Here is a 17,231-nt window from a genome sequence, read left to right as displayed (position 1 = left end):
CGCCGCGGTTGTCGGCGCGCAGGATCAGCACCGCGTATTTGAGCGAGACGATCAGGATCAGCGACCACAGGATCAGCGACACCGCGCCGGTGGCCGCCGCCGGCACCGAGGCGCCGCCGCTGGTGGCGGCTTTCACGGCCTCCTTGAACGCGTAAAGCGGGCTCGTGCCGATATCGCCGTAGACGACGCCGAGGGCACCGAGCATCAGCGCCGCGCCGGGTCCGTGACGGACCGCGCCGGGCTTGCGCGGCACACGCGCCGCCGGAAGATCGACCGCTGGGGCTGCCGCAGGGTTCAAGGCTTGGCTCACGGGCGGGTCCCGGCGATGGCGTCGCTGTTCGCGAAACCATAGCGAGTCGGCTCTGCGACGATAGGCTTCGATCAACTGAGAGATGATCGGAGCCAAGACTTGTCACCCGAACGTGATGACAGTGGCGTGTCCGCCCGACGCGGCCCGGGAGACAACCAGCTCAGGCCGCGTCCAGGCCCAGATCGATGATCGCCGCCGAGTGGGTGATCCAGCCGCAGGAGATCAAGTCGACACCGGAGGCCGCCACCGCCCCCACGGTCTCCCGGGTGATCCGGCCCGAGGCCTCCGAGAGGGCACGTCCTTCGATCATCGCCACCGCGCGAGCGAGCTGGTCGGGACCCATATTGTCGAGGAGCACCGCGTCGATACCGACCGAGAGCGCTTCCGCCAGCTGCTCCAGGCTGTCGACCTCGCACTCGATCTTCACGAGGTGTCCGGCCCGGGAGCGGGCGCGCTCGATCGCTGGAACGATACCGCCCGCCACCGCCACGTGGTTGTCCTTGATAAGCACCGCGTCGTCGAGGCCGAACCGGTGATTCGAGCCGCCGCCGGCGCGCACGGCGTGCTTCTCCAGGGCGCGCAGACCCGGGGTTGTCTTGCGCGTGCAGACGATCGACGCCTTGCCATGCGGGCGCGCCGCTTCGACGAGACCGTGGGTGGCCGTGGCTACACCCGACATTCGACAGAGCAGGTTGAGGGCGACGCGCTCGGCCGTCAGGATCGCCCGGGCCGGACCTTCGAGGCGCAGCACCACGTCGCCGGGCGCAACGCGGGCGCCGTCGCCGCGCTCGACCGTGACGGTCACGGCCGGATCCACCAGGGCGAACGCGATGGCGGCGGCGTCGGTGCCCGAGATGACGCCGTCCTGCCGGGAGGCGATCACCCCGCGCATGCGCTCGCCCGGGGACACGATGGCGTCGGTGGTGATGTCGCCCGCGCGGCCCAGATCCTCGAGGAGGGCGGCGCGAACCACCGGCTCCACGAGGAGTCGCGGCAGGGGCAAGATCTCTTCGGAGAGGACCGACTGAATCATGGCGTCAGCGCCTCCTCGGCGGACGGGATCGTGCGGGGCGCGGCGGACAACTCGGCCAGCGTGGTCTCGGTGTGGGCCGCCGGGGCGAGGTGGGGGAAATCGCTGCGCCAATGGGCGCCGCGGCTCTCCTGGCGCGCCAGCGCACTGCGGGTGATGAGCAACGCCACCAGGGCGGCATCGCAGCCTTCCGCCTTCGGCTCGAGGATGGCGACGGCCTCGGCGAGCCCGGCCGCGTCGCGGACGACACCGACCTTGCTCTCCATCAGCCCCCGCAGCGCCGGCAAGTCGCTACCGGCCCGCAGGGTCACGGCCTCGGGCACGATGGCCGCGGGGGGCGGCGCGTCGAGCCCATCGGCGATGAAGCGCGCATAGGCCAAGCCCTCCAGCAGGGAATTGCTGGCGAGCCGATTGGCGCCGTGCAGCCCCGTCGAGGACACCTCGCCGCAGGCGTAGAGGCCCGGCACCGAGGTGGTACCGTGGGTGTCCACCTTCACACCGCCCATGTGGTAGTGCGCGGCCGGGCGGACCGGGATCGGCTGCACGGCCGGGTCGATGCCGGCCGCGGCGCAGAGGCCCGCAACGGTCGGGAAGCGTGTCGGCATCGAAGCGCCGAGCGCCCCACGGGCATCGAGATAGACCGTGCGGCCCCGTTGCAGCGCCTGGAAGATGCCGCGCGCGACCACGTCACGGGGCGCGAGATCGCCACCCGCGATACCGGCCATAACGGGTGCGCCGGTTTCGTCGATCAACCGGGCACCCTCCCCGCGCAGGGCCTCGGTGGCGAGCGGCATCGGATCGGCACCGGCCGCGATGGCGGTGGGGTGGAACTGCACGAACTCCATGTCGCGCATCACCGCGCCGGCGCGGGCGGCGAGCGCCAGACCGCGGCCGACGGCACCCGTCGGATTCGTCGTCGCCGCGTAGAGCGCGCCGACGCCGCCGGTGGCGAGCACCACCGCGCGGGCCGGAATCCGGAACAGGGCGCCGTCGCGCTCGGCCACGATACCGGCCACGGCCCCGTTCGTGTCCCGCAGCAGGTCGCAGGCGCGCGCCTCGACGACCTCCACGGACGGTGCGGACAGCACGGCCCGCACCAACCCTTCGAGCACGCGGGCCCCGGTGGCGTCGCCGCCGGAGCGGACGATGCGACGGCGGCCATGCGCCGCCTCCAGCCCGAGGGCGAGCGCAGCATCCCCGGTGCGGTCGAACGGCACGCCGAGGCGTACCAGCCAGTCGATCAGCGCCGGACCTTCCTGCGCGACCCGGAGCGCGACCTCGGGCTCGGTCAGCCCGGCCCCGGCGGCTTCCGTGTCGGCGGCATGGAGCGCCGCCGCGTCGTCGGCGCCAACCGCGGCGGCGATGCCTCCCTGGGCCCAGCCGGTGGCAGTGCCGAAGCCGATCGCCGAGGCGGTGACCAGTGTCACCGGACGGGGTGCGAGGCGCAGCGCGACGCTGAGGCCCGCGACGCCGCCGCCGACCACGATCACGCGGTCAGCATTGTTGGGGGAGATGGCGTTCATCGCGTGCGCACCTGGAGCATGCGTTCCACAGCGGCCCGGGCACGATCGGCCAAAGCCGGATCGACCGTGACCTCATGGGTCATCGTTTCGAGCGCACGGCGAATGTTGCTCAGGCTCATCCGCTTCATGTGCGGGCACATGTTGCAGGGCTTGATGAACTCGATATCCGGGTTGGCCGCCGCGATGTTGTCGGCCATCGAGCACTCGGTCACGAGCACCACCTGGCTCGGGCGCTTCTGCAGCACGAAGTCCATCATCATGGCGGTCGAGCCGGAGAAATCGGACTCGGCCACCACATCCGGCGGGCATTCGGGGTGCGCGATGACCGTAACTCCGGGATAGCTGTCGCGGACGTCGCGGATATCGGCCGGGGTGAAGCGCTCGTGCACCTCGCAGTGACCGGCCCAGGTCAGGATCTCGACCTCCGGGACCTCGGCCTGGACGTTCTGCGCCAGGAACTCGTCCGGGATCATCAGAACTCGGGGGGCGTTCAGCGACCGCACCACGGCGACAGCGTTGCCTGAGGTGCAGCACAGGTCCGACTCGGCCTTCACGGCCGCCGAGGTGTTCACGTAGGTCACGATCGGCACGCCCGGGTATTTGGCCCGCAGGCCGCGCACGTCCGCGGCGGTGATCGAATCGGCCAGCGAGCAACCGGCGCCCATGTCGGGGATCAGAACGGTCTTGCTCGGGTTCAGAAGCTTGGCGGTCTCCGCCATGAAGTGGACGCCTGCCAGGACAATCACGTCGGCATCGACGGTCACGGCCTCGCGGGCGAGCGCAAGGCTGTCGCCCACAATGTCGGCCACCGTGTGGAAAATTTCCGGCGCTTGGTAATTGTGCGCCAGGATCACGGCGTTGCGCTCCCGCTTCAGGCGCAGGATCGCCTCGATATCCGGTGCGAGCGCCGGCCACTCGATCGCCGGAACGTGCCGGCTGACGCGGGCGTAGAGGTCGGGCAACGGCAGGCCCTGGATGGGCGTGCGCGAGACGGGTGCAACGGTCGCCGCCATGGCGTCCTCCATTATGCTCAGTTTGAGCATTGTGCCGCCTAACTTATGGGGGCAGAGGGCGCCTGTCTAGATATGCTAGCTCTGAGCATAAATCTTTTGCGGCGCGGTGTCATGCTGCGCCGCAGAAGGGTATCGGCTCAGCAGAAGGTCGCGGGATCGGGCCCGATGCGGCCGTCGGGCCGGTCCAGGGCGGCGATCCGGTCCATCTCCTGGGTCGAGAGTTCGAAATCGAACAGCGCGATATTCTCGATGATGCGCTCGGGCCGCGCCGTCTTCGGGATCGCGACGCAGCCGGTCTGCACCTGCCAGCGCAGGACCACCTGGGCGGCGGTCTTTCCGTGCGCCTTCGCGATCGCGAGAATAGCCGGATCGTTCAGCTCCTTGCCCTGGCCGAGCGGGCTCCACGATTCTGTCACGATCCCGTGACGGGCGTCGTCTGTCCTCGGGGCCTTGCGCTGGAAATGCGGGTGCAGCTCGATCTGATTCACCGCCGGGGTGACACCGGTCTCCGCCACCAGCGTGGCGATGTGCTCGGGCGTGAAGTTCGAGACGCCGATCGACTTCGCACGGCCCTCCTTCTGAAGTTCGATCAAGGTCTTCCAGGTCTCGACGAACAGGTGCCGCTGCGGGCACGGCCAGTGGATCAGGTAGAGATCGACGTAGGGCAGGCCGAGGCGCTTCAGGCTCTCGTCGAAAGCCCGCCGCGCTTCGTCGCGGCCCTGGCGGTCGTTCCAGAGCTTGGTGGTGAGGACGATCTCGTCCCGCGAGACCTGCGCGTCGCGGACCGCGCGTCCGACGCCGGCCTCGTTGCCGTAGGCCGCCGCGGTGTCGATCAGGCGGTAGCCGGCCTGGAGTGCCTTGCCGACGAGTTCGGGCGCCTGCGCATCGGAGAGCTGCCAGCAGCCATAGCCGATCTGCGGGATACGGTGCCCGTCATTGAGGGCAAGGGTCGGGACGGTCTCGGCCATGCTGGGATCTCGCGGATGAGTCTCGATCGACCCAAATGATGGTGGCGTGACACGTTCCGAAGCAACCTCGTCCTCGTGCGCGTCGAAGCGATGGGGAATGGCCGATCCGTGTCGCCCGATCGGGTTCTTGGACGCCGCCGGTCCGCGTTGAACGGGCGCAGTCTGGACCGGATCTAATCCGTCGAGCCGGGCGTTGGCACGCTGGATACCAGGCTGCGCTGCGCCGTGACGCGCTGCGCCCGGGCGGGATAGCAGCATGATCGACGAGACCCCGAAGGCACCGTTAACACTGACGCGGCGCGCCGTTGTGGAGGGCTGCGCCGCGGCCGGGGCGCTCGGCGCCTTGGGCTTCCGTCCGGCACCCGCCGTCGCCGCGCCGGGCGACCCGGCCCCACAGACCATGCCGGTACGCCTCACCATCAACGGCCAGCCGCACGACCTCGTCCTCGATACGCGCACCACCCTGCTCGACGCGCTGCGCGAGCATCTCGCGCTGACCGGCACGAAGAAGGGTTGCGATCACGGCCAGTGCGGCGCTTGCACGGTGCTGGTCGACGGACGACGCATCAATTCATGCCTGACGCTTGCGGCGATGCACGAGGGCGATTCGATCACCACGATCGAGGGTTTGGCCGACGGCGACAAGCTGCACCCGATGCAGGCGGCCTTTCTGGAGCATGACGGCTTCCAGTGCGGCTACTGCACGCCGGGCCAGATCTGCTCCTCGGTCGGCATGCTCAGCGAGGCCAAGGCCGGCTGGCCGAGCCACGTCACCGAGGACATCGCGGCGACCCCGACGCTCAGCGACGCCGAGATCCGCGAGCGGATGAGCGGCAATCTCTGCCGTTGCAGCGCCTACCCGAACATCGTCGCGGCGATCCGCGACACCGCCGCCAGCAACCTCTGAGGGGCCGGACATGAAGGCCTTCACGTACGAGCGTCCTACGACTGTGCAGGACGCCGCCAAGCTCGCGGCCGAGCGGCCGAATGCGAAGTTCATCGCCGGCGGCACCAATCTGCTCGATCTGATGAAGCTCCAGATCGAGACCCCGGCGACCCTGATCGACGTCAACCGGCTGCCCCTCGGCACGGTCGATGCCACGCAGGAGGGCGGGTTGCGCATCGGCGCCCTGGTGCGCAACGCCGACCTCGCGGCCGACCCGCGGGTCCGGAAGGACTACGCGGTTCTCGCCAAGGCGCTGCTGGCCGGCGCCTCGGGACAGCTGCGCAACAAGGCGACCACTGCCGGCAACCTCCTCCAGCGGACCCGCTGCTACTACTTCTATGACACGGCGATGCCCTGCAATAAGCGCGAGCCCGGCTCCGGCTGCTCGGCGATCGGCGGGTTCAACCGGATCATGGCGATCGTCGGCGCGAGTGAAGCCTGCATCGCCACCAACCCGTCCGACATGGCAGTCGCCATGCGGGCGCTGGACGCCACCGTCGAGACGATGAACCCGGACGGTGCAGCGCGCAGCATCCCGATCGCCGACTTCCACAAGCTTCCGGGCGACACCCCGCACATCGAGACCGAGCTGCGCAAGGGCGAGATCATCACCGCCGTGACGCTGCCGAAGCCGGTGGCTGGCCTGCACATCTACCGGAAGGTCCGCGACCGGGCGTCCTATGCCTTCGCCACTGTCTCGGTGGCCGCGGTGATCGCAGGGGCCGAAGGCGGTAAGCCTCAGGCCGCGCGCCTGGCCTTCGGCGGTCTGGCGCACAAGCCCTGGCGGGTGGCCGAGGCCGAGACGGCTCTGGTGCAGACCGGCTCGGCGGATGCCGCCGCCGATGCGGTGCTCAAAGGCGCCCGCGGCTACGGCAGCAACGACTTCAAGATCCCGCTGACCCGTCGGACCCTGCGCGCCGTCGTGGCGCAGGCGACCCGCGCTTAAATCCCGGCAAGGACCGTTCCCATGGAGATGAATCAGCCGATCGGCCGGACGCCGCTCGACGACCGTCCCGACGGCCTCGTCGGCAAGCCGCTCAGCCGGGTCGAGGGCAAACTCAAGGTCATGGGCCATGTGCCCTACGCGTACGAGACCCAAGCGCTCAAGAACCCCGCCTACGGCTACATCGTGCCGGCGACGATCGCGTCCGGCACGATCCGGTCGATCGATGCGGACGCCGCGCGCAAGGCGCCGGGCACGATCCTGGTCCTGACCCACGAGAACGTGCCCGAGCAGGGCGAGAAGAAGGAGCAGGTCTGGCCACAGCTCCAGGGGACCGGGATCAATTTCTACGGGCAGCCGGTCGCCTTCGTGGTGGCGGAGACCTTCGAGCAGGCTCGCGCCGCCGCGATGCTGGTCAAGGTGCGGTACGATGTGACCAAGCCCAAGGGGCTGCTGAAGGACAGCCTAGCTTCGGCCTACGAGCCGAAGCCGGTCAATTCCCCGCCGGATTCCAAGCTCGGCGACTTCGACGCTGCGTTCGCGGCCGCGCCCGTGAAGCTCGACGTGGAATACGTCACGCCGAACCAGATCCACGCGCAGATGGAGCCCCACGCCACCATCGCGTCGTGGGAGGGCGATGGCGTCGTGCTCTACACCGCCAACCAGATGCCGAATCGCGGCCAGAAGGCGCTGGGCTCGGTGCTGAAGCTGCCGCCCGAGAAGGTGCGGATCGTCAGCCCCTATATCGGTGGCGGCTTCGGCGCGAAGCTCCAGGTCCAGCCGGAGGCGACGCTTGCGATCCTGGCCTCGAAAGTCGTCCAGCGCCCCGTGAAGGTTGCACTGACCCGCCAGCAGGAATTTCACGTCGCCACCCACCGCACCGACACGATCCAGCGGATCCGGCTGGGTGCGGATAAAGACGGGCGCCTCTCGGCGATTGGCCACGAATCGTGGTCCGACACCGCTGAGGGCGACGGGTTCTTCGAGACCTCGGCCAACGTCACCCGGTCTCTCTACGCGGCGCAGAACCGGGTCACGCGCCACCGGCTCGTGAACCTGAACATGCCGATCGCCTCCTCGATGCGCGCGCCCGGCGAGGCCGTCGGCCAGCTCGCCTTCGAGTGCGCCATGGATGAGCTGGCCGAGCAGCTGAAGATCGATCCGATCGAGCTGCGGGTGCTCAACGAGCCGGTTGAGGATCCCGAGAAGAAGGTGCCGTTCTCGACCCGCCAGCTCGTGCCGTGCATGCGGGAGGGTGCCCGCTTGTTCGGCTGGGACAAGCGGCAAGCGACGGGCAGCCGGCGTGAGGGCAACTGGCTCGTCGGCATGGGTATGTCGGCCGCCGCCCGGCTCAACCCGCTGATGCCGTCGGCCGCCAAGGTCCGGCTCGGGCCGGACGGCGTACTGGTCGTGCAGATGGCGATGACCGATCCCGGCACCGGTACGTACACGATCCTCACCCAGATCGCCGGCGAGATGCTGGGCCTGCCGCCCGAGCGCGTACGGGTCGAGATCGGCGACACGAATTTCCCGATGGCGTCGGGGTCGGGCGGTTCGTTCGGTGCCGCCTCGGCGGGCTCCGCGCTCTACGTCGCCTGCGACAACCTGCGGCAGGCTCTTCTCAAGGCCGGCGACCTCAACGCCGATGGGGCGACGTTCCGGGACGGGGCCGTCACGTCCGGCAATCGCACCGAGGCGCTGACCGACCTCGCCGGATCGGGGCTCGAAGCGTCCGGTGAGATCAAGCCGGGCGAGATGAAACAGAAATTCTCGCAATATTCCTACGGCGCGCATTTCGCCGAAGTGGGCGTCGACGTCGATACCGGCGAGATCCGGCTGCGGCGGATGCTTGGGGTGTTCACCGGCGGACGCATCCTCAACGCCAAGACGGCCCGCAGCCAAGCGATCGGCGGCATGACCTTCGGGGTCGGCGCGGCATTGATGGAGGATGCGGTGGTCGATCCACGCTACAGCTACTTCGTCAACCACGATCTTGCCGAGTATCATGTGGCGGTCCACGCCGACATCCCGGAGATCGACGCGGTGTTCCTGCCGGAGCTCGACGACAAGACCAACCCGCTGAAGAGCAAGGGCCTCGGCGAACTCGGCATCTGCGGTGCCGGCGCTTCGCTCGCGAATGCGATCTACAACGCCACCGGGATCCGCGTGCGCGAGTACCCGCTGACGCTCGACAAGATGCTCAAGGGCTTCGAGGAGCAGGAGGGGCAGGCCCAGCGGCGGACGTGAGGCGGCTTGCGAGCGGGACCACGGGGTAGTGGTTCCGACGGCTGTATAGCGGTGGACAATGGGGATGATCGTCTCCGAGACTTGACATGTTCCAGTTTTGTTCCAGCATGGACGCCCGCCACTCATGCGAGTCGGCGGGCGTCCGCTTTTCCGTGCCTCGGCCCGGGAGAACCGGCCGTCGGCTAAGCTTCGGTAACCATACCGTGGCCAAGGTCGTGCGGTGTGATCCTGGTGCGCCCGCCGCGGCGCTTGTTACGGAGTCGTCCGCCGATGGCCCTGCCCAATGCGCTCACGGCCAAGCTGGAAGCGGTCCAGGCCGAATACCGCGTCGCCCCGCACAATATCGATGCGGAGCAGGCACTGCTGGGCGCGATCCTGGTGAACAACGACGCCTATTATCGAGTGTCGGATTTCCTGCTGCCTGAGCATTTCATGGAGGATGCCCACCAGCAGATCTACACGGTGGCGGCCTCGCTGATCCGGGCCGGCAAGCTCGCCACGCCCATCACCATGAAGACCTATCTGGGCGATGCCGATTTCGGCGGCCAGACGGTGATGCAGTACCTCGCCCGGCTCGCTGCCGACGCCACCACAGTGATCAACGCGGGCGATTACGGCCGCGCGATCTACGACCTCGCGATCCGCCGGCGCCTGATCACGATCGGCGAGGATCTGGTCAACGGCGCCTACGAGGCCCCGGTCGAGCAGGCGCCGCGGGACCAGATCGAGGAGACCGAGCGGCGGCTCTACGAACTGGCCGAGGCCGGACGCTACGACGGCGGCTTCCAGAAATTCTCGGACGCGCTGACCGCCGCGGTCGACATGGCCGCCAAGGCCTATCAGCGCGACGGCAAGCTCTCGGGCATCGCCACGGGCCTCTCCGACCTCGATGCCAAGATGGGCGGCCTGCAGCCCTCCGATCTGATCATCCTCGCGGGCCGCCCGGCGATGGGCAAGACCTCGCTGGTGACCAACATCGCCTTCAACATCGCCAAGGCATACCGCGGCGAAAAGCAGCCGGACGGCACGACCAAGACCGTGAACGGCGGTATCGTGGGCTTCTTCTCGCTCGAAATGTCGGCCGAGCAGCTCGCCACCCGTATCATCGCCGAGCAGTCGGGCGTGCCGTCCTACAAGATCCGCCGCGGCGACATCCGGCCCGAGGACTTCTACAAGATCACCGATGCTGCCCGGGACATGCAGACGATCCCGTTCTACATCGACCAGAGCGGTGGCATCTCGATCGCCCAGCTGTCCGCGCGCGCGCGGCGCCTGAAGCGGCAGAAGGGCCTCGACCTGTTGATCGTGGACTATCTTCAGTTGCTCTCGGGCTCCGGCAAGCGCAGCGACAACCGGGTGCAGGAGATGACCGAGATCACCACCGGCATGAAGGCGCTGGCCAAGGAGCTGGCGGTGCCGGTGATCGGCCTGTCGCAGCTCTCCCGTCAGGTGGAGAACCGCGACGACAAGCGTCCCCAGCTCTCGGACCTGCGTGAATCAGGCTCGATCGAGCAGGACGCCGACGTGGTGATGTTCGTGTTCCGCGAGGAGTATTACGTCGGCAATAAGAAGCCCCGCGAAGGCACGGAGGAGTTCTTCGCCTGGGAAGCCGAGATGCAGCGCGTCCACGGCAAGGCCGAGGTGATCCTCGGCAAGCAGCGTCACGGCCCGACCGGCACCGTGGAGTTGCAGTTCGACGCCAACATCACCCGGTTCTCGAACCTCGCGCAGACGGACCGGATCCCCGAGCAGATGTGATAGGCTTGTCTTGCCCGTTTACGGATGGGCGACGAGGAGGCAGCTGTGACAGCTCCAAAGCGTGCTGCGCGCGGGACGATCGCCACAGATTATGAGGGCGATGTCCATGCCTGGGTTCAGGAGCAGACGCGCTTTCTGCGCGCGGGCTCTTGGTCTCGCCTCGACATCGAGCATCTTGGGCCGCAGCGAGCGTCATGCGCTGACCAGCGCTCTCAGCGTGATCCTGCTGCATCTGCTGAAATGGGATCATCAACCTGCCCGGCGAAGCCGGAGCTGGGTCACATCGATCCGGACACAACGCTGCGTGGTCGAGGAGCGGCTCGACGACAGCCCAAGCCTGCGCTCGCAGATCGAGGGGCTTGTCGCACGTGCCTATCATCGTGCGCGGATCGAGGCTGCGGGCGAAACCGGTCTCGACGAGGACATCGTCCCGGCGACCTGCCCGTATGCCTGGGACGCGATCATGACGCGGCCGGTCCCGTGGCCTCCAAGCGGAGAGGACGTCTGATCGTCCGCCGCGAACCATCGCCGAACCCGCTCGTTGTGCGAGGACCCTGATCCCCGCCGCCGCAGGAACGACGATGACCGAACCCACCCCTCCGAAAATGCCCTACTGGCACGTCTACACCGACGCGGAAGGGATGAGCCGCCAGGAGCTGTTCCACCTTGAGCGGTTCAAGTTCGAGGGCATCGACCCCGAAACCGCGCCGCAGTGGAACGACAAGATGGATCCGGCGCCCTCGGTCGTCACCTTCACGGTCCTGCCGGTGGGCTGGGTTGGCGAATGGCATGAGAATCCGCGCCCGCAATGGATCGCGATCCTCTCCGGCCGCTGGTTCGTAGAAACCATGGATGGCCACCGGGTCGAAATGGGCCCGGGCGAGCTGATGATGGGCGAGGATCAGAATACGAAGGCGCGCGACGGCCGGAAGGGTCACCTGTCCGGCACTGTCGGTGACGAACCCTGCACGATGATCGTGACAGGTCTGCAGGTCGAACCGACATTGAATCAGCCGGGCCGCTTCAAGTAGGGCCGCGCCATGGACGGGTTCGAGTTCACGCAGCCGCGCTTTAAAGCCTACGTGCTGCCGAATGCGCCCCTGGAGAAACTCGCCGACGGTTTCCGCTGGACCGAGGGGCCGGTCTTCTTCGGCGACCGGGACGAGTTGCTCTTCTCCGATCTGCCCAACAACCGGGTGATGCGCTGGGCCGATTCGGCGGGCCTCAGCGTCTATCGCGACGCCGGCGACTTCGAGAACGGCCATGCCCGCGACCGGCAGGGCCGGCTGTTGTCCTGCTCGCATCGCGCCCGGCGCATCCACCGGACCGAGCTCGACGGCAGCATCACCGGTCTCGTCGAGCGCTACCAGGGGCGGCGCCTGAATTCGCCCAACGACGTCGTCTGCAAGTCGGACGGGACGATCTGGTTCTCCGATCCGCCCTACGGCATCCAGACCGACTACGAGGGCGGCAAGCAGGAGGCCGAGCTGCCCGCCGCGGTCTATCGGTTCGACCCGCGGGACGGCTCGCTGCGGGTGGTGGCGGACGATTTCCAGGGGCCGAACGGCCTGTGCTTCTCCCCCGACGAGCGCCGTCTCTACATCGTGGAGACCGGGCTGCAGTTCGCTCCCGAACCGGTGCAGCACGTGCGCGCCTTCGACGTGGTCGAAGATGGCAGCCTGTCCGGGGGCGACGTGCTCTTCAAGATCGCGCCCGGCAATGCCGACGGGATCCGCTGCGACGAGCACGGCAACATCTGGTCGAGCGCCGGGGACGGCGTCCATTGCATCGATCCCGGCGGCGCGCTGGTCGGCAAGATCCTGGTTCCCGCGACGGTGGCCAACCTCGCCTTCGGCGGCCGCAACAACAGCCGTTTGTTCCTGTGCGCTTCGCAAGCGATCTACGCGATCTACGTCAATGTCCGCGGAGCACCACTCCTGTGAGCGGGGTGCGCGCGATCGTCGGATTCGGCCGTACCGTCGCGGACCTTGCGGCCACGGAGGCGTTCTATCGAGACGGCCTTGGCTTCGCGCGGGTCGCCCCACCGGAGCCCGTGCCGGCCGCCCAGGCGGAAGCGATGGGGCTCGCTGACAGGCGCGCGACGCAGCTGCGGATGCGGCTCGGGGCGCAAAGCGTGACCTTCCTCACAGTCGATCCGCCCGGCGCGCCCTACCCGCCCGATCCCGCGGCGACCGACCCGTTCTTCCAGCACTTCGCGATCCCCGTCCGCGACATGGATGCCGCGACGGCACAGCTCGCCCAGGTCGGCCCGACGCCGATCAGCCGCGACGGCGCCCAACGCCTGCCGGCCTCCTCGGGGGGTGTGACAGCCTACAAGTTCCGAGACCCGGACGGGCATCCGCTGGAGCTGATCGGGTTCCCGGACGGGCCACCGGCCGCGCGCTGGCGGCACGCGCCCGGCCTGTTCCTCGGCATCGACCATTCGGCGATCACCGTCGCCGACCTCGACGCCGCCCTGGCCTTTCTGACCGGACCGCTCGGCCTCACGGTGGCGCAGCGCGGACTGAACCAGGGCCCGGAGCAGGCGCGCCTCGACGGCGTGGACGATCCCAAGGTCGACGTGATCGCGCTGGAGCCTCCGGAACCCGCGCCGCACGTGGAGCTGCTGCATTACCGCGCGCCGGCCACGCAGCGGCGGCGGCAGTCATACGGCCCTGCCGACCGAGCCGCGACCCGCTCCATTTTCTCGACGGCCGATCCGAAGGGCCTCGTGCGACGCCTGCGCGAGGCCGGACTGTCGCCACGGGCCTCCGCGGACGACGCAGCCATCTATTGCGCCGGACCGGACGGACACGGCTTCCTGTTCGTGCCAGCCTGATGCCCCGCCTCCGGCAAAGCTTCATGTGGGCTTGACGCGCCGCCCCTCCGGCGTCCAATCCGGCCGCCCCGGAGGTGAGACCGATGCCGTTCCTCGCCCTGCCCTTTCCGGCCATCGATCCGGTGGCGCTCGCGATCGGGCCGATCACGATCAAATGGTACGCGCTCGCCTACATCGCCGGCTTGATCGGCGGCTGGTACTACGCGCGCCGCCTCGTCATGGCCGACAGCCTCTGGGGCGTGGTGAAGCGCCCGCAGGTGGTCGATATCGACGATCTCGTCGTCTGGGTGGCGCTCGGCGTCGTGCTGGGCGGGCGGATCGGCTACGTGCTGTTCTACAACCTGCCGATGTACATCGCCGATCCGTGGGAGATCCTGGCGATCCGCAACGGCGGCATGTCGTTCCACGGCGGGTTCATCGGGGCGATCCTGGCCTTCCTGCTGTTCGCCCGGTCCAAAGGGCTGAACGGCTACACGCTGCTCGATATCGGCGCCGTGGTCGTGCCGATCGGCCTGTTCTTCGGCCGGATCGCCAATTTCGTGAACGGCGAGCTGTGGGGCCGCGTCGCGCCCGACTTCCCCTATGCGATCGTGTTTCCGAGCGGCGGTCCTCTGCCGCGCCATCCAAGCCAGCTCTACGAGGCGGCCACCGAGGGCCTGCTGCTGTTCATCGTGATGGCGATCAGCGTCCGCCGGTTCGGCTTCCGCAAACCCGGTCTGCTCGGCGGCATCTTCGTCCTGGGCTACGCCCTGGCCCGGACGGTCTGCGAGTTCTTCCGCGAGCCGGACCGGCAGCTCGGCTTCCTGTTCGGAGACCATCTCGGGCCGATGGGCGGCGGCGTGACCATGGGCATGCTGCTCTGCGTGCCGATGATGATCGTCGGCCTCACCTACATCGTGCTGGCGGCGACCGGCCGGACGCGCCCGCGTCACCCGGTCGAGGTGCCGGCCTCCGAGGAGGCGCGCAAGGCGCCCGTCGGGGCGTGACGCCGCTTGCGGCGGAGATCGCAGCGCTGATCCGCCAGAACGGGCCGATCGGCATCGACCGCTACATGGCGCTCTGCCTGGGCCACCCGGTCCATGGCTATTACCGCACCCGGGATCCCCTGGGCGCGCGGGGCGACTTCACGACGGCGCCCGAGATCAGCCAGATGTTCGGCGAGTTGATTGGGGCCTGGACCGCCTACGTTCACGAATTGATGGGCCGGCCGGATCCCCTGGTCCTGATCGAACTCGGCCCCGGCCGCGGCACGCTGATGGCGGATGCCCTGCGGGCGCTCCGGGCCGCCGCGTCGGGCCTGCGTGTCGCGCCACACCTCGTCGAGACCAGCCCGGTGTTGCGGGCGGTGCAGGAACGAACCCTCGCCGGCACGGGCGCGCGTTGGCACGACGGCCTCGAGTCCCTGCCCGAAGGGCCCGCGATCATCCTGGCCAACGAGTTCTTCGACTGCCTGCCGGTCCTTCAGTTCGTGCGGGGTACGGCGGGCTGGCACGCGCGTCAGGTCGGCCTCGACGCGCAGGGCGGCTTCACCTTCGGACTCGCACCGGAACCGACCCCGAGCCTCGACGCCGACGGGCCGGAAGGTGGGCTGCTCAGCGTGCCGAGCGCGGGCCTCGCCGTCATCCGCGCGCTGGCGCAGCGGTTCTGCACGATGGGCGGTGCGCTGCTGATGCTCGATTACGGCCATGTCCGCCCCGGCTTCGGCGACACGCTTCAGGCGATGACCCGGCACGGCTTTACCGATCCGTTGGCGGCGCCCGGCGAGGCCGACCTGACGCACCATGTCGATTTCACCGCCCTGTCCAAAGCGGCCGCAAGTGCCGGCGCCCGGGCCCATGGACCGGTTGATCAGGGCGACTTCCTGCTGAGCCTTGGCCTGCGCCAACGTGCGGAGCGGCTGAAGGCCCGTGCCACGGCAGCCCAAGCGGCGGAGATCGACGCGGCGGTCGCGCGGCTGACGGATCCCGGACGGACCGGGATGGGCAGCTTGTTCAAGGGTCTGGCGGTGAGCGGCCCGGATCTGGGGCCGCTCCCGGGTTTTCCGAATCCGTAACGCCGGAGGCGTTCAACCGAACGAACCGAAACCGGAATCGGTCTGGTTTGCCGGACGCGGGCTCGGCGGAGCCGGCGGGTTCGGATCGTTCGGGTCGAAAGCGGCAGGCTCGCGCGTGACAGGATGCGCGGGCGAGTTCGGGCTGCGGGGCGCTTCGGCCACCGGCTTGGACGTGTCCTTCAGGGCTTCGGACTCGATCCCGTGCGTCATTGCAATCCTTCTCGGAATGGGGCCGGTACCGGCCTCATATTGCATTGCAGCAAGAATCTGACGTCTGAGCGACATCGTCAAGGGGCCGCCCGTGCGCTATCGGGGCGCTACCCCGAACGCTCGTCAGGACTCATGGAGGGTCGACCGTGACCGCAGGCCTGTTGATCGAAGCGCCGGAACTCTCCGCATGCGCGGGCATCCGCCATGCCTTCTTCACCCGCCGCGGCGGCGTCTCGGAGGGCGCCTATACCTCTTTGAACGGAGGTCTCGGCTCCCAGGACGCGCCGGAGCACGTGATCGAGAACCGGGCGCGGATGTGCGCGCAGCTCGGGCTACCGGCCGACCGGCTCGTGAGCCTGTACCAAGTTCACTCGGCCGAGGCCGTCACCGTCGAGGCGCCCTTCGCGCCGACAGAACGGCCCCGGGCGGACGCCATGGTGACTCGTGTGGAGGGGCTGGCACTCGGTATCGCCACCGCAGATTGCGGGCCGATCCTGTTCGCCGATCCCGCCGAGGGGGTGGTCGGGGCTGCCCATGCCGGCTGGAAGGGCGCGCTGACCGGGGTGATCGAAGCGACGGTGACCGCCATGGAGGCGCTGGGCGCCCGGCGGCACCGGATCGTTGCGGTGCTCGGCCCGACGATCAGCCAGCGCTCCTATGAGGTTGGTCCGGATTTCATCGCCCGCTTCCGGAGCGAGGCCCCGGGAATGGACCGCTTCCTCGGCACTGGTGCCCGTGCGGATCATGCCCAGTTCGACCTGCCGGGCTTCATCCTGGCCCGGCTCGCCGAGGCCGAGGTGGCCGAAGCCGCAGCCTTGAACCTCTGCACCTACGCCGATGCCGAACGCTTCTACAGCTATCGCCGGGCCACCCACCGGGGCGAGCCGGATTACGGGCGCCTGATCTCCGCCATCGCGCTCATACCGTAAGAAGGACCAATCAACGAGCTTGGCCGGAACCGACAGGGGGTGCGACAATTTGTCGATCGACCGGCCTATGAAAAAGCGTAGCCGTAACTGAACCTTGGCAATTCGAGCGTGTTGTGGGGTCAAGGTGCCGGGGAAAAACGGCGGGTTGCCATAAGGGGCCGCGGAAGCGGTCGGCGACACCGCAGAGCGCAAAGCAACCCTGGAACCGCTGGAGCGCAACCCGATCCATGTCCTGCCTCCGTCCGCTTTCGGCCGGTGCGGGACGACCAGTGAGGACCAGATGATCAAGAAGCTTCTTCTCGCGAGCGCCGCCACGGTGCTCCTGACCGCCGCCGCCTCGGCCGCCGACCTGCCGCGCCGCGCCGCCCCGCCGCCCGTGTTCACCCCCGTGCCGGTGTTCACCTGGTCGGGCGCCTACTTCGGTATCAACGCCGGCTACGCCTTCGACGCCTCCAGCCGCTC

General features: G+C 68.6%; 16 protein-coding genes and 2 pseudogenes. 12 read left to right on the top strand and 6 right to left on the bottom strand.

All coding sequences use genetic code 11. The features are described 5' to 3' along the window. From MKK63_RS16250 to MKK63_RS16230, 5 genes are all read right to left on the bottom strand, one after another. Positions 1–310: KUP/HAK/KT family potassium transporter (locus tag MKK63_RS16250; protein WP_409564520.1), on the bottom strand; the 310-nt coding region annotated here is incomplete at its 3' end. A 160-nt stretch (positions 311–470) separates the two neighbouring features. Continuing rightward, positions 471–1,343, bottom strand: coding sequence for a carboxylating nicotinate-nucleotide diphosphorylase (gene nadC / locus MKK63_RS16245; protein ID WP_244003521.1), 873 nt, complete (start codon positions 1,341–1,343; stop codon positions 471–473). Beyond that, positions 1,340–2,863 (bottom strand): L-aspartate oxidase, encoded by a 1,524-nt coding sequence (locus tag MKK63_RS16240; protein WP_244003519.1) that lies wholly within the window; start codon positions 2,861–2,863, stop codon positions 1,340–1,342. Before MKK63_RS16240 ends, nadC begins: the two co-directional genes overlap by 4 nt. Then, entirely contained in the window at positions 2,860–3,876 is a 1,017-nt protein-coding gene (gene nadA / locus MKK63_RS16235) for a quinolinate synthase NadA (protein ID WP_244003516.1), read from the bottom strand. The genes MKK63_RS16240 and nadA overlap by 4 nt, the downstream gene beginning before the upstream one ends. A gap of 137 nt (positions 3,877–4,013) precedes the next feature. Further along, entirely contained in the window at positions 4,014–4,844 is an 831-nt protein-coding gene (locus tag MKK63_RS16230) for an aldo/keto reductase (RefSeq protein WP_244003513.1), read from the bottom strand. Between the two features lie 256 nt (positions 4,845–5,100). Here MKK63_RS16230 and paoA point away from each other — a divergent pair, with 256 nt between their 5' ends. The 10 genes and pseudogenes from paoA to MKK63_RS16180 all read left to right on the top strand — a co-directional run bounded on the left by paoA (position 5,101) and on the right by MKK63_RS16180 (position 15,630). Further along, positions 5,101–5,751: an aldehyde dehydrogenase iron-sulfur subunit PaoA gene (gene paoA / locus MKK63_RS16225; protein ID WP_244003510.1), complete on the top strand. Its 651-nt coding sequence runs from the start codon at positions 5,101–5,103 to the stop codon at positions 5,749–5,751. Between the two features lie 10 nt (positions 5,752–5,761). Continuing rightward, positions 5,762–6,736 (top strand): FAD binding domain-containing protein, encoded by a 975-nt coding sequence (locus tag MKK63_RS16220; protein WP_244003508.1) that lies wholly within the window; start codon positions 5,762–5,764, stop codon positions 6,734–6,736. 21 nt (positions 6,737–6,757) lie between these two features. Then, entirely contained in the window at positions 6,758–8,980 is a 2,223-nt protein-coding gene (locus MKK63_RS16215; protein ID WP_244003506.1) for a xanthine dehydrogenase family protein molybdopterin-binding subunit, read from the top strand. A gap of 270 nt (positions 8,981–9,250) precedes the next feature. Continuing rightward, positions 9,251–10,738, top strand: a complete 1,488-nt coding sequence (locus MKK63_RS16210) for a replicative DNA helicase (RefSeq protein ID WP_244003504.1) — start codon at positions 9,251–9,253, stop codon at positions 10,736–10,738. Positions 10,739–10,762: 24 nt separating this feature from the next. Then, a pseudogene (locus MKK63_RS16205) lies at positions 10,763–11,246 on the top strand (DUF29 domain-containing protein). Between the two features lie 73 nt (positions 11,247–11,319). Further along, complete coding sequence (locus tag MKK63_RS16200) at positions 11,320–11,769, top strand: cupin domain-containing protein (protein WP_244003502.1); 450 nt, start codon at positions 11,320–11,322, stop codon at positions 11,767–11,769. A gap of 9 nt (positions 11,770–11,778) precedes the next feature. Beyond that, a complete protein-coding gene (locus MKK63_RS16195; protein ID WP_244003500.1) occupies positions 11,779–12,681 on the top strand; it encodes an SMP-30/gluconolactonase/LRE family protein in 903 nt (300 codons plus the stop codon). Continuing rightward, positions 12,678–13,577 carry a VOC family protein gene (locus MKK63_RS16190; RefSeq protein WP_244003499.1) on the top strand — a complete coding sequence of 300 codons (900 nt, stop codon included), beginning with the start codon at positions 12,678–12,680 and terminating at the stop codon, positions 13,575–13,577. The genes MKK63_RS16195 and MKK63_RS16190 overlap by 4 nt, the downstream gene beginning before the upstream one ends. A gap of 83 nt (positions 13,578–13,660) precedes the next feature. Next, on the top strand, positions 13,661–14,563 hold the full coding sequence (gene lgt, locus MKK63_RS16185) for a prolipoprotein diacylglyceryl transferase (RefSeq protein ID WP_244003497.1): 903 nt from the start codon (positions 13,661–13,663) through the stop codon (positions 14,561–14,563). Beyond that, positions 14,560–15,630, top strand: coding sequence for a class I SAM-dependent methyltransferase (locus MKK63_RS16180; RefSeq protein ID WP_244003495.1), 1,071 nt, complete (start codon positions 14,560–14,562; stop codon positions 15,628–15,630). Before lgt ends, MKK63_RS16180 begins: the two co-directional genes overlap by 4 nt. Before the next feature lie 12 nt (positions 15,631–15,642). Here the strand turns inward: MKK63_RS16180 and MKK63_RS16175 are convergent, their stop codons facing one another. Then, entirely contained in the window at positions 15,643–15,921 is a 279-nt protein-coding gene (locus MKK63_RS16175) for a fibronectin-attachment protein (FAP) (protein WP_244003493.1), read from the bottom strand. Positions 15,922–15,998: 77 nt separating this feature from the next. Here MKK63_RS16175 and pgeF point away from each other — a divergent pair, with 77 nt between their 5' ends. Together pgeF and MKK63_RS16165 are read left to right on the top strand one after the other, a co-directional pair. After that, entirely contained in the window at positions 15,999–16,769 is a 771-nt protein-coding gene (pgeF, locus tag MKK63_RS16170; protein WP_244003524.1) for a peptidoglycan editing factor PgeF, read from the top strand. Positions 16,770–17,049: 280 nt separating this feature from the next. Then, a pseudogene (locus tag MKK63_RS16165) lies at positions 17,050–17,231 on the top strand (porin family protein); the annotation flags it as partial.

The sequence above is a fragment of the Methylobacterium sp. J-088 genome (genome assembly GCF_022829295.1).
GTDB lineage: Bacteria > Pseudomonadota > Alphaproteobacteria > Rhizobiales > Beijerinckiaceae > Methylobacterium.
This window is presented reverse-complemented; position numbering and strand designations above follow the sequence as displayed.